Raw genomic sequence first — 11,632 nt, 5'->3', positions numbered from 1 at the left:
CCATGCAGAGCTCAGTCCGCCGCCTCGGCATCGCCGGCGTGCTCGCGTTCGCCGCGCTGATGATCGTCGTCGTCGGGATCAGCGGCCTGAAGTCCGTCCCGCCCAGCCAGATCTGCGTCGTCCAGGAGGGCGGCCCGTTCGACGGACGCGGGGTCAAGGAGGTGCGCCAGCCGTCGAGCGGCGTGAAGTTCATCGGCGCGTTCAACACGCAGCGCTGCTTCCCGGTGACCGAGCGCAACTACGTGATCAGCGCCGACCCGGCCAACAGCGACCGGCGCACGGTCGACTTCTTCGAGACGCCCACGCAGGACGCCGTCCAGGTCCGCATCGAGGGCCAGGCGCTCTTCCGGCTCAGCACCGACGCGGCCACGGTCAAGCAGTTCTACCAGCGCTTCGGCGTGCGCACGTTCAACGGCAAGCATCCCTACGACGGCGAGACCGGGTGGGCGGAGTTCCTGTCGGTCCAGTTCCGCCCGGTGCTCGACAACGCGCTGCGCGAGGCGATCGGCCAGTACCGCTGCGTGCAGCTCAACAACACGTGCGCCTACGTGCAGGACACGAACGCGGCGATCACCGGCCGCGTCGACGCGCGCGACACGACGCAGAACCTCAGCGCCGTGCAGACGAAGATCGCCCAGACGCTGCAGCAGGACCTCGACGAGACGCTCGGCGGCCACTTCTTCGACGGCGTCCAGTTCCGCCTCGTGCAGATCCGCTTCGACCCCGAGGTCCAGGAGGCGGTCACGGCGGCGACCGCCGCGCGCGCCCAGGTCGCCCAGAAGCGGCTCGACGCCCAGCAGCGCGTCGAGACCGCGATCGGCGACCGCCGGGTGGCGGAGCAGAAGGCGCGCGCGATCCGCGCCACCCGCAACGCGTACGCGGGCAACCCGGCCCAGGCGCGGATCGACGCGATCAAGTCCCTGCCCGAGGGCCTGCAGGCGCTCGGCGGCAACGTCAGCACGATCGTCGGGGCGCAGGGCGCGACGGGATGATCGCGCTCGAGATCATCGTCGTCTTCGCGCTGCTGGCCGCGGCGATCTACGTGCTGCTCGGCCGGCGGTCCGCGCCGGCGCCGCAGTGGAACGTCATCACGCGGTCCGAGCAGGACGGCACGCTGATCGTCGCGCTGCGCGGTCCCGACGGCGGCGAGCGGGTCATCAAGGAGCTGCCGCCCGCGCTGAGCGGCGCCGACCTGACGAGCGAGCTGCGCCTCGCGCGCGAGGACGCTCAGCTGCAGGCCGACGAGCTCAACCGAGGACCCGGCGGACGTACCCGTTCGTGAAGCGGCCGTCGGGGTCGAGCTCCCCGCGGACCGACTGGAACGCGTCCCACTCCGGGTAGCGCGGCGCGAGCGACGCGGCGTCGTGGAAGTGGCGCTTGCCCCAGTGCGGGCGCGCGGCGTACCGGTCGCCGATCGCCTGGACCTCGCGGAACGGCTGCTCCCACGGCATGCCGACGAAGTTGTGGACGGCGACGTACGCGGTGTCGCGGTTCGCCGCCGGGCTCAGCAGCGCGTCGTCGGCGGCGACGAAGCGGATCTCGATCGGGAACACGACCGGGTGGCGCTCGAGCGTCTCGAGGATCTCCGGGATGACCTCCGGGACCGCGTTGCGCGGGAACGCCTGCTCCATCTCGGTGAACCGGACGCGGCGGGGGCTCGTGAAGATGCGGTCGGAGCGGTCGTGGCGGACGCGCCGGCCGACCTGCGCGACCATCGCGTTCGTGATGCGCGGGACGAGCTCCGGCCGGCGCCTCGCCACCTCGCAGGCCAGGCGCAGGCCGCCGTTGGTGAGCAGCTCGTCCTCGAGCAGCCGCTTGCGCACCGGCTCCGGGCGCGGCGGGTACGCGACGACGTCGTTCGTGCGCGTGAGCGCCGTCCGCGTGTGTGGGAAGACGTAGAGCTCGAAGTGCCGGTGCGCGGCGGCGCGCTCGTGCAGCGACGCGAGCGTCTCCTCCAGCGGCTGCGGCTCGTCGACGCCGTGCAGCGTGTACGACGGCAGGCAGCGCAGCGTCATCTCCGTCACGACGCCGAGCGCCCCGACGGAGACGCGCGCGGCCCGCAGCGCGTCGCCGCCCTCGAGCTCGCGCACGCGGCCGCGGCCGTCGACGAGCTGCACCGCCTCGACCGCCGCCGACAGGTTCCGCAGCGTCGCCCCCGTGCCGTGCGTGCCGGTCGCCGTCGCGCCGGCGATCGACTGCGGGTCGACGTCCCCCATGTTCTCGAGCGCGAGGCCGTACCGGGCGAGGCCGTCGCTGAGCTTGCGCAGGCTGATGCCGGCTTGCACGCGGACGCGGCGGCTGCCGGGATCGGCGTCGACGATCGCGTCCATCGCGTCGAGCCGCAGCAGCGTCCCCTCGGTGAGCACCGCGTCGGTGAACGAGTGCCCGGCACCGGCGACGCGGACGACCTCGCCGCGCTCGGCGGCCCGCTCGACCGCCGCGGCCACCTCCGCGGTCGTCCCCGGCCGCTCGATCGCCCGCGGCGCGCACGTCTGCTCGCCGGACCAGTTGCTCCACACGCGTGCCAGTATCCCGGTCGCGATGAGCATCTCCACCGCACGGCTCGACCGCACGGCCGACGAGCGCTTCGTCCGCCTGCGCTCCGACCTCGGCGTGACGTCCTTCGGGATCAACCAGATGGTCCTGCTCCCCGGCCAGCGCGGCCGGATCCACCGGCACGGGCAGCAGGAGGAGGTCTACCTCGTGCTCGAGGGGACGCTGACGCTGCTCGTCGAGGGCGAGGAGCACGTCTTCGGCCCCGACGTCCTCGTCCACGTCCCCGCGCAGACGCGCCGCCAGCTCGTCAACCGGGGCCGCGAGAAGCTCGTGATGCTCGCGCTCGGCGGCCACGGCGAGCACGTCGGCCGCGACGGCGAGGCGTTCGAGTCGTGGGACGAGCAGACCGGCCGGCCGCCGCAAGAGGTCCCGCTCCCCGAAGACCTCCCCGTCGGCTGACGCGTCTCCGCGCCGCCCCTACTCCGGGGTCTCCGCCGCCGCGAACAGCGGCGCCGGGTCGAACCCCGCCGCGGTGAGGGCGCCGAGCAGCGTCCCGAGGAGGAGGCCTCTCACCCGGTCGCGCTCGAGGTCCTTCTCGCGCACCCAGTCCAGGCAGACGCCGTCCATGTACCAGAGCCACCCGCGGACGGCGGCGCGGACGGCCGGCGGGGCGCCGCCGGGGACGAGGCCCTCGAGGATCCGCTGCGCGGTCGACTCGCGGACGCCGTCGATGACCTCGCGGACCTCGGGGATCCCGGCGCTGCGCATGAGCTTCTCGTACGCGCCCGGGTTCCCGGCGATCCATTCGAGGTAGGAGTCGAGCGCCTCCTGCAGCTGCTCGTGCCCCGGCCGGCTCGGATCGGTCGCGATCCGCGCGAGCGCCTCCTCCGTCCCGGCCGCGAGCACCGCCTCGAACAGCTTCCGCTTGTTCGGGAAGTAGTGGTACAGCAGCGGCTTCGAGACGCCCGCCTCGCGCGCGATCTTCGCCATCGACAGCTCGTCGTAGCCGTGGGTGGCGAACAGCTCGGTCGCACGGTCGAGCAGCTGCCGGCGCCGCTCGTCGACCTGCAGCCGGGTGTACGCGCGAAGCCGCATCTCTCGCACCGAGGATATGGACGCGTCGTCGTATCGTGAGGGCGGACGTCGGCATCATCCGATGCGACATGGCGAAGAACCCCCTCGTGAACACCGAGATCGAAGTCACTCCGCAGCAGACCAAGGAGCTGCTCGACAGCGGCGAGGCCGTCGTGATCGACGTGCGCGAGCCGTACGAGCGCGACGCGGGCCACATCGAGGGCTCGCGCCACATCGAGCTCGAGCGGCTCGCCTCGCAGGCCGAGACGCTCCCGCGCGATCAGCAGATCGTCTTCCAGTGCCGCCTCGGCTCACGCAGCGCGATGGCGGCGCAGGCGTTCCGGGCGTCGGGCTACGACGCGTGGTCGATGGCCGGCGGCCTGCAGCGCTGGCACGACGAGGGGCTCCCCGTCGCCGGCGGCGGCGAGGTCGCCGACCACTGACGCCCGGCGCTAGATCTTCCGGACGTTGACGGCCTTCGGTCCCTTGTCGCCCGGTTCCTCCTCGTAGGACACGCGCGCGCCCTCGGGGAGCGAGCGGTAGCCGTCCTCGGCGATGCCGGAGAAGTGCACGAACAGGTCGCGGCTCCCCTCATCGGGCGTGATGAACCCGAAGCCCTTGTCGTCGCTGAACCACTTGACGGTCCCTGTGGCCATGGAAGGTCGGTCCTCCGTGTGCTGCGGGGGTTGCTGTCGGCGGCAACGTACCTGAGCGGCAGTCGCTTCGCCGTGCAAGCGCGGGCGCGGGCGGGTACCAACTTCCGGAGCGACGAAGGGGAGGAACGATGGGCGACGCCAAGGAGCAGTGGGAGAAGGCGCACGAGAAGGTCGCCGAGCTCGAGGACGACCCGCCGAAGGACCTCGAGGAGTGGCCGGACGACGAGGCCAAGTACGTCACGTTCGGCGGCGGCGAGGGCGACCACGGCTACGACGAGGGCCCCGAGAAGAACCTCGGCCCGTCGAGCGTGCGGCGCCACGAGGACGGATCGGTCGAGATCGACGGGGAGAAGGTGGACAACCCGGACGACTACAAGATGGAATCCATCCGGGGGAACTCCGACCACCCCGCCGACACCTGATCGACTGGACCGCGCTGATCGCAGAGGCGGAGGTCCGCACGAGCCGGTCCTCCGGCCCGGGCGGCCAGCACGCCAACGTCACCGCCTCCCGCGTGGAGGCGGTCTTCGACGTGGACGCGTCCGCGGTCCTGACCGACCACCAGAAGCAGCGCGTCCGCGCGCGCCACGGCGCGCGCGTGACCGCGGTCGCGCAGGACGCGCGCTCGCAGACGCGCAACCGCGAGCTCGCGCTGCAGCGGCTGCGCGACCGCATCGAGCGCGCGCTGCACGTCCCGAAGTCGCGGCGCCCCACCAAGCCCACCAAGGCGTCGCGCGTCAAGCGCCTGGACGCCAAGCGCCGCCAGGGCGAGCGCAAGCGCGATCGCCGCCGCCCCGATGCGGGAGACTGACCCGATGCCACCGAAGTGGACCGCCGCCGACGTGCCCGACCAGTCCGGCCGCACGTTCGTGGTCACCGGGGCCAACAGCGGGATCGGACTGCACGCGGCGCTCGAGCTCGCCCGCCGCGGCGCGCGCGTGGTGCTCGCCTGCCGCAACGTCGAGAAGGGCCGCGCCGCGGAGAAGCGCATCCGCGAGCAGGTCCCGTCCGCCGACCTCGACGTCCGCGCGCTCGACCTCGCCAGCCTCGCCTCCGTGCGCGCGTTCGCCGACGACCTGCCCGGCGAGCACGTCGACGTGCTGATCAACAACGCGGGCGTCATGGCCGTCGCCCGCGCGCGGACCGAGGACGGCTTCGAGCTGCAGCTCGGCACGAACCACCTCGGCCACTTCGCGCTCACCGGCCTGCTGCTGCCGAAGCTCGAGCGCGCCGCCGACCCGCGCGTCGTGACGATCTCGAGCACCGCCCACAAGACGGGCCGGATCAACTTCGACAACCTGCAGGGCGACCGCCACTACGTGCGCTGGCTCGCCTACGGGCAGTCGAAGCTCGCGAACCTGCTCTTCGCGCTCGAGCTGCAGCGCAGAGCCGCCGCGGCCGGCAGCCCGCTGACGAGCGTCGCCGCCCACCCCGGCTACTCCGCGACGCAGCTGCAGTCCCACACGCCGAACCCGCTCGAGCGCGGCCTCATGGCGGTCCTGAACCGCACGTTCGCCCAGAGCGACGCGATGGGCGCGCTGCCGACGCTCTACGCCGCGACCGTCCCGGACCTGCCCGGCGGCAGCTTCATCGGCCCCGACGGCGCCGGCGAGATGCGCGGGCACCCCGTCTTCGTGCAGCCGAACGGCCGCGCCCGCGACGAGGAGAGCGCGCGGCGGCTCTGGGAGGCGTCGGAGGAGCTGACCGGCGTGGCCTACGAGTTCCCCGGCCGCGCCGTCCACTGACGGTCCGCGGCCGCCGAGCACAGCGCGACGATCTCGTCGACCGAGTCGGTGACGCGCAGCATCGCGATGTCCTGCAGCGAGACGTTGCCGTCGGCGAGCATCCGGTCGCGCAGCCAGTCGACGAGCCCGCCCCAGTAGTCGGTCCCGACGAGGACGACGGGGAAGAAGCGGATCTTGCGCGTCTGGATCAGCGTGAGCGCCTCGAACAGCTCGTCCATCGTCCCGAAGCCGCCGGGCAGCACGACGAACGCGCCCGAGTAGCGGACGAACATGACCTTGCGCGCGAAGAAGTAGTGGAAGTCGACTCGCGTGTCGAGCCACTTGTTCTCGTGCTGCTCGAACGGCAGGTCGATCGTCAGGCCGACCGACGGCGCGCCCGCGTCGCGCGCCCCGCGGTTGGCCGCGGCCATGAGGCCGGGGCCGCCGCCCGTGATGATCGTGAACCCCGCCTGCCCGAGCGCGCACCCGACCTCGCGGGCGAACGCGTAGCGCGGGTGGTCCTCCGGCGTGCGCGCCGACCCGAAGACGGCGACGCCGCGCTCGATCCCGCCCAGGATCTCGAAGCCGTTGGCGAGCTCCGCGCGCATGCGCTCCACGCGCTGCGCGTCGGTGATCTCCGCGAGGACCGACGGGAGCTCGGCGGCGAAGAGCTCCTCGTCGGCGCTCGGGTGGCGAAGGGGTTCTGGGGAGCTCAGAGCCCCTCAGGATGGCGCACCGTGTACCCGGACGCGGAACGCATGTCCTTCTGCCAGCGCGTTCCCGCCCGCGAGCGGCCGCTCGTGTCGAACCGCAGACCGGCGACGACCATGTACATGTGACCGCCGTTGGCGTAGATCGTGACCCACTCGCCGGGGCCGCTCCTGCCCCACGAGGTGAACGAGCCGGAGGGCATCGGCGCCTTGAGCAGCTTCGCGCCGTGGAGCGCGTAGGACACCGAGCCGGAGCAGTCGTACGCCGTGTCCTCCCAGTCGCCGTGGCCGCCGCCGTAGCGGTACGGCAGCTTCGCGATCTTGTTGCCCGCGGCGATGATGTCCTTGACCTCCTGCGGAGCGCTCGCCGGGGCGATCGCCAGGCCGTCGGAGGTGAGCTGCGCCTTCTCCCCCGCGACCTCCTGCGTGGAGACCGCGCGGGCGCGGTTCTTGTTCTGCTCCGCGCCGTAGGTCATGCCGCCGTTGCTGGTGGCCGGCTTCAGGGCGGCGCGCAGGCGGCGCAGGTCGGTGCGGGTGAAGACGCCGTCGACGGGAAGGCCGAGCTCGCGCTCGAAGACGCGGACGATCTTGTACGTGCCGTGGCCGAAGACGCCGTCGGCGCGCAGGCGGAACCCGGCCTTGCGCAGCAGCGACTGCAGCTGGCGCACGTCGGCGCCGCGGGAGCCCTCCGTCAGCTGGCGTGAGCCCAGCTTGGCCGCCTGGGACGACGCGACCGGACCGGTCAGAAGCACGGCGAGGCACGTCGCGACCAGCACGACGCATCGGGAGAACGGGACCTGCATGGGCACGCGGACGACGACCTCTCTCTTTCACGGGGCGCCTACGGGGTTAGCTGTCGGGCTCGCGCAGAAAGAGCAGCGCTACACCGCACGAAGACGGTGATTCGCCCCCGGTCGCTGACGGGCAGCGACCAATGGATCCCCCGCTCTCCGCCCACCGGGGGCGAAGACTCGGCTGGTCATAACAACGGCGGAGAAGATAGCGACTTGCGGTGACGGACCGCCACCTGTGTGACGTCGCTCACGCTAACCCCGGGGTCCCCGGGGGCTAAAGCTCCCCCGCGCCCGTTCCGATGCTGTGGCTGGAGCCCGTCCGTTCCCCACCCCGGAGTCCTGCTCAAGTGCGTCGAACCATCCCCCTGCTCGCCCTGCTCGCGTGCCTCCTCGTCCCGGCTGCCGCCCAGGCGGCGTGGACGAAGACCGGCCCGGAGCCGGGCCTGAACATCGCCGGCGGGGTCTCCGTCACGGACGCGCAGATCCAGGAGGCCGCCGGGACCGGCGCCCAGTGGGTCCGGCACTTCCTCTTCCTCGACGACTTCGACGTCAACAGCCAGCCGTCGGTCTCGCAGCTCGCGCAGAAGGTCCAGACCGAGAAGCGCCTCGGGCTGAAGACGATGTTCGTCGTCGCGAACGCCACGCACGACCCGCCCGCCGACCCGCAGGACTGGGCGAACCGCCTGGCGCGGCTCGCGCGCGGCCTGGCCGGCTCGAACACGATCGCGTACGAGATCTGGAACGAGCAGGACGAGGGCCAGTGGTGGCGTCCCGCTCCGAACGTCGCGAACTACGTCGACCTGCTCAAGCGCTCGTACTCCGGCGTCAAGTCGGTCGACCCGACCGCGACGGTCCTCATGGGGCCGACGACCGGCAACAACTACGACTTCATCCAGGCGGCGTACGCCGCCGGCGCGAAGGGCTCGTTCGACGGCGTGGGCGTCCACACGGACACCGCCTGCCTCATCGACTCGCCGTACAAGCGGCTCTTCGTCGACGGCAAGGAGAACCGGTACACCTTCCTGGGCATCAAGGAGGTCCGGAAGGTCATGGTCGCCAACGGCGACGCGGACAAGGGCGTCTACGTCACCGAGATGGGCTGGATGGTCTCCAGCGCGACCTGCCCGGTCGGCCAGTGGGCCGGCAAGAAGAACGAGGGCGTGACGCCGGCGCAGCAGGCCCAGTTCATGCTCGAGGGCTTCCACTGCCTCGCGCAGGAGGGCGACTACGTCAAGGCGGCGCTCTGGTACACCGACCGTGACGCGGGCTACGGCCTCTTCGACTCGGGCAACGCCCCCGCGCTGGCCGCCTTCAAGAGCTACACCGCCGACGGCGACAAGCTGACCGAGCCGTGCGGCGACTTCGTCGCTCCGCAGATCGAGGTCGTCTCGCCGCAGCCGCGGCAGATGTTCGCCTACAAGTCGAAGATCCCGGTCCGCGTCAAGACGGCGGGCGGCGACACGCGCAGCATCTCCGTCGAGGCGCGCCTCAACGACGGCGGCGGCAAGATCGCCGGCTGGTCGAACGCGCCGTCGGTCGCGGGCGACTACACGACGGTCGCGCCGATCGACTTCGTCGCCGGGAAGCCGTGCAAGGACGTCTGCGCGGCCGACTGGTCGGGCTTCTACAAGCCGTCGGGCGGCGAGCTCAAGCGCGTCCCGCCGGGCAGCGCGACGCTTGTCGTGACCGCGGTCGACGACCCCGGCAACGCGGCGACCGTCGAGATCCCGATCTCGATCGTCCCGCCGGGCAAGCTGCCGGCCGTCAAGGCGAAGTACTACGTGCTGAAGATCGGCGGCAAGGGGCGCACGCGCCGCTTCCAGGTCCAGATCGCCCCGGCGATCAAGCCGGCGCTGGCGCCGGTCAAGGGCCCGATCTTCGTCGAGTGGCAGAACCTCCGCCGCGGCAAGTGGAAGAAGATCCACGGCGGCGGCAAGGTGGCCAACCGCGGCGACCGCAACCTCACGATGACGTTCGTGCAGAAGCTCAAGTACGGCGGCCTCTGGCGGGTCCGCGCCGTCTACCCCGGCCGCAGCCCGTACGCGCCGGTCAAGTCGAAGTGGGTGAAGTTCCGGGCGTAGCCGCCCGGAGCTCCCGCACCCGCTTGAACGGGTGCACGAAGAAGTGACCTGCTGATCGGGCCTCCTCCACGGAGGCCCGATCCTTCTCCGGGGGCGCGTTGACGTACGCGTAGAGGTCGCTGAAGCGGTCGACGTCGTCGAGGCGGAACCCGAGCCGGTTGACCGCCGTCGGGATCGCCAGCTCGAGGTAGCCGGGGATCTCCGGCTCGCCGGCCAGCGCTTCGAGGACGGCGCGGCGCATGAGCATCCCCGTGCCGAGGCAGCCCCAGAGCTCGCGGCCGGCAAGCCGCGGGTCCTGCCGGGCGCGCAGCGCGTGCGGCCAGTTCGTGTCGTCGCGGCGCGAGCAGTTCTTGCCGAGGAAGTCCGCGCCGGCGTGGTCGATCGCCGCGCGCAGCGCGTGCTCGTAGTCGGGGCGCAGGAACACGTGGTCGTACTCCGCGAGGTAGACGAGGTCGATCGCCTCGTCGTGCGCGATGACCTCCCGGTAGGCGCGCGTGAGGACCTCGGCGTAGGACTGCCGCTCCATCGGCCCGCGCAGCGACGGGTCCTCGATGAAGAGCTTGTCGGCGTGCTCGACGGCGTCGAAGTCCTCGCGCCTGCCGCCGTGGCACACGACGACCTTCGCGCCCGGCGGGTGCTGCGCCAGCGACGCGGCGACGCCCTCGGCGTCGAGGTGCGTCACAAGCACCGTCGCGATCACAGCTCGGCGACCGGCAGCGTGATGTCCCGCGCGCACGCGTCCGCGGCCTCGTGGCGGAACGCGAGCGTGTGCCGCGACGTCCACTCGACCCGCACGACGCTGCGCTCCGCGCCGTAGAGCCGCAGCCGCCCATTCGCGATGACCGGCACGGCGCGGAAGAGCGGCTTCCCGCACCGAGAGCACCGCACCGCCGGGGCGAGACGCACGATCGCGTGCCCCACCCTGCGAAGGATCATGGCTCGAGCGCCGCCGCGGCGAGCGCGAGGGCGACGGCCGCGCGCGGCTCGAAGGAGGACTCCTTGACGAACTCGTCGGGGTGGTAGGCGTGGCCTCCGCGGGGGCCGAGGCCGTCGACCGTGAGGGGGATCGCGGTGGCGAGGTGGCTCGCGTCGCTGGCGCCGCCGCGGGCGCCGCCGTGGATCGGCGCGCCGAGGAGCTCGCCGGCGCGGGCCAGCAGCGGCCTGGTGGCCTCGATGGCGTCCATGCCGGGCCACATCCGGAGCAGCTCGGCCTCGAGCGTCGCTCCGCCGACCTCCTCCGGGACGGCGTCGAGGACGCGTCGGAACGCGGACGCGTCGGCGGCGCGCATGTCGCCGATGAGCTCGCCGCTGGCCGGCACGACGTTGAACGCGTCGCCGGAGCGCAGGATCGTCGGCACCGACGTGAGCGCGTCGGCCCCGGCGGGGTCGTGCTGGCTCGCGATCGCCTGGGCCGCCGTGGCGAGCGCGAGCAGGGCGTTCGCTCCCTTGTCGGGCGACGAGCCGGAGTGCGCCTCGCGGCCCTGCGCGGTGACACGGACCGTGCCCGCCGCCTTGCGCTTGACGATGACCGCCTCCTCCCCGTCCGGCGCGAGCTGCCCCGCCTCGAAGCACAGGCACGCGTCGAAGTGCGCGAAGCGCTCGGTGTGCACGAACGGCGCGATCCGCCACTCCTCGTCGTTGACGAGCAGCAGTGCGACCTCCGCGAAGTCCGGCGCCCCGTCGCGCGCATCCGCGAGCGAGCGCAGGACGCCGAGCGCGAGCACGTCGCCGCCCTTCATGTCCGTCGCGCCCGACCCCACGAGGTGATCCGGCTCGCTCGCGTCGCGGTGCAGCGGCCGGTGGTCGGCGTGCGCGACGACGGTGTCAAGGTGGCCGACGAGCAGCAGCCGCCGCGGTCCGTTCCCGCGCACGCGCACGATGAGGTCGTCGGCCTGGTTCGGCGTCGAGCACGGCTGCCGCTCGACCTCCGCCGCGCCGTGCAGCAGGCCGCGGACGACGTCGACCGCCCGCTCCGCGGCCACCGGGTCGCCCGACGGCGTCGAGACGGCGACCAGCGCGCGCAGCTCCTCCGGGGCCGCCGCGGCGATCCGCGCCGCCTCGGCCGTGATCCACGCCGTCGCCATGCGAGGCGAGGAT

General features: G+C 72.5%; 16 protein-coding genes and 1 riboswitch. Of the genes, 8 read left to right on the top strand and 8 right to left on the bottom strand.

Annotated features, from left to right (window positions below):
• Positions 1-2 precede the first annotated feature (2 nt).
• Both AC1UE4_RS18470 and AC1UE4_RS18465 read left to right on the top strand, forming a co-directional pair.
• Positions 3-992, top strand: coding sequence for an SPFH domain-containing protein (locus AC1UE4_RS18470; protein ID WP_482918772.1), 990 nt, complete (start codon positions 3-5; stop codon positions 990-992).
• Positions 989-1,282: a hypothetical protein gene (locus tag AC1UE4_RS18465; RefSeq protein WP_482918771.1), complete on the top strand. Its 294-nt coding sequence runs from the start codon at positions 989-991 to the stop codon at positions 1,280-1,282. The genes AC1UE4_RS18470 and AC1UE4_RS18465 overlap by 4 nt, the downstream gene beginning before the upstream one ends.
• Here the strand turns inward: AC1UE4_RS18465 and AC1UE4_RS18460 are convergent.
• Complete coding sequence (locus tag AC1UE4_RS18460) at positions 1,248-2,519, bottom strand: D-arabinono-1,4-lactone oxidase (RefSeq protein ID WP_482918770.1); 1,272 nt, start codon at positions 2,517-2,519, stop codon at positions 1,248-1,250. The two genes, AC1UE4_RS18465 and AC1UE4_RS18460, sit on opposite strands and share 35 nt — an antisense overlap.
• Positions 2,520-2,541: 22 nt before the next feature.
• Here AC1UE4_RS18460 and AC1UE4_RS18455 point away from each other — a divergent pair, with 22 nt between their 5' ends.
• On the top strand, positions 2,542-2,955 hold the full coding sequence (locus AC1UE4_RS18455) for a cupin domain-containing protein (protein WP_482918769.1): 414 nt from the start codon (positions 2,542-2,544) through the stop codon (positions 2,953-2,955).
• A gap of 18 nt (positions 2,956-2,973) precedes the next feature.
• Here the strand turns inward: AC1UE4_RS18455 and AC1UE4_RS18450 are convergent, their stop codons facing one another.
• Entirely contained in the window at positions 2,974-3,591 is a 618-nt protein-coding gene (locus tag AC1UE4_RS18450; protein ID WP_482918768.1) for a TetR/AcrR family transcriptional regulator, read from the bottom strand.
• Between the two features lie 68 nt (positions 3,592-3,659).
• On the opposite strand from AC1UE4_RS18450, the gene AC1UE4_RS18445 reads away from it, so the two are divergent.
• Positions 3,660-4,013 (top strand): rhodanese-like domain-containing protein, encoded by a 354-nt coding sequence (locus tag AC1UE4_RS18445; RefSeq protein ID WP_482918767.1) that lies wholly within the window; start codon positions 3,660-3,662, stop codon positions 4,011-4,013.
• Between the two features lie 9 nt (positions 4,014-4,022).
• Here the strand turns inward: AC1UE4_RS18445 and AC1UE4_RS18440 are convergent, their stop codons facing one another.
• A complete protein-coding gene (locus AC1UE4_RS18440; RefSeq protein WP_482918766.1) occupies positions 4,023-4,226 on the bottom strand; it encodes a cold-shock protein in 204 nt (67 codons plus the stop codon).
• Positions 4,227-4,354: 128 nt separating this feature from the next.
• Here AC1UE4_RS18440 and AC1UE4_RS18435 point away from each other — a divergent pair, with 128 nt between their 5' ends.
• From AC1UE4_RS18435 to AC1UE4_RS18425, 3 genes are read left to right on the top strand one after another with little or no spacing between them, the layout of a single operon-like run.
• Positions 4,355-4,648: a hypothetical protein gene (locus tag AC1UE4_RS18435; protein WP_482918765.1), complete on the top strand. Its 294-nt coding sequence runs from the start codon at positions 4,355-4,357 to the stop codon at positions 4,646-4,648.
• Positions 4,555-5,037 (top strand): alternative ribosome rescue aminoacyl-tRNA hydrolase ArfB, encoded by a 483-nt coding sequence (gene arfB, locus AC1UE4_RS18430; RefSeq protein ID WP_482919052.1) that lies wholly within the window; start codon positions 4,555-4,557, stop codon positions 5,035-5,037. The genes AC1UE4_RS18435 and arfB overlap by 94 nt, the downstream gene beginning before the upstream one ends.
• Positions 5,038-5,041: 4 nt before the next feature.
• Positions 5,042-5,971, top strand: a complete 930-nt coding sequence (locus tag AC1UE4_RS18425) for an oxidoreductase (protein ID WP_482918764.1) — start codon at positions 5,042-5,044, stop codon at positions 5,969-5,971.
• On the opposite strand, the gene AC1UE4_RS18420 is transcribed toward AC1UE4_RS18425, so the two are convergent.
• Positions 5,941-6,558, bottom strand: coding sequence for an LOG family protein (locus tag AC1UE4_RS18420; protein ID WP_482919051.1), 618 nt, complete (start codon positions 6,556-6,558; stop codon positions 5,941-5,943). The two genes, AC1UE4_RS18425 and AC1UE4_RS18420, sit on opposite strands and share 31 nt — an antisense overlap.
• Before the next feature lie 104 nt (positions 6,559-6,662).
• Complete coding sequence (locus AC1UE4_RS18415) at positions 6,663-7,463, bottom strand: peptidoglycan-binding domain-containing protein (RefSeq protein WP_482919050.1); 801 nt, start codon at positions 7,461-7,463, stop codon at positions 6,663-6,665.
• A 19-nt stretch (positions 7,464-7,482) separates the two neighbouring features.
• Positions 7,483-7,647, bottom strand: a riboswitch (cyclic di-AMP (ydaO/yuaA leader).
• 154 nt (positions 7,648-7,801) lie between these two features.
• On the opposite strand from AC1UE4_RS18415, the gene AC1UE4_RS18410 reads away from it, so the two are divergent.
• A complete protein-coding gene (locus tag AC1UE4_RS18410) occupies positions 7,802-9,535 on the top strand; it encodes a hypothetical protein (RefSeq protein WP_482918763.1) in 1,734 nt (577 codons plus the stop codon).
• Here AC1UE4_RS18410 and AC1UE4_RS18405 read toward each other — a convergent pair.
• The 3 genes from AC1UE4_RS18405 to AC1UE4_RS18395 are packed head-to-tail and all read right to left on the bottom strand — an operon-like array spanning position 9,504 to position 11,619.
• Entirely contained in the window at positions 9,504-10,235 is a 732-nt protein-coding gene (locus AC1UE4_RS18405; RefSeq protein WP_482918762.1) for a hypothetical protein, read from the bottom strand. The two genes, AC1UE4_RS18410 and AC1UE4_RS18405, sit on opposite strands and share 32 nt — an antisense overlap.
• Positions 10,232-10,471: a hypothetical protein gene (locus tag AC1UE4_RS18400; RefSeq protein WP_482918761.1), complete on the bottom strand. Its 240-nt coding sequence runs from the start codon at positions 10,469-10,471 to the stop codon at positions 10,232-10,234. Before AC1UE4_RS18400 ends, AC1UE4_RS18405 begins: the two co-directional genes overlap by 4 nt.
• Positions 10,468-11,619, bottom strand: a complete 1,152-nt coding sequence (locus AC1UE4_RS18395) for a M20/M25/M40 family metallo-hydrolase (protein ID WP_482918760.1) — start codon at positions 11,617-11,619, stop codon at positions 10,468-10,470. The genes AC1UE4_RS18400 and AC1UE4_RS18395 overlap by 4 nt, the downstream gene beginning before the upstream one ends.
• Positions 11,620-11,632: the final 13 nt, after the last annotated feature.

The sequence above is a fragment of the Parviterribacter kavangonensis genome (assembly GCF_056863335.1).
Note: the sequence above shows the minus strand (reverse complement) of the source record. Positions and strands in the feature narration are given on the sequence as shown.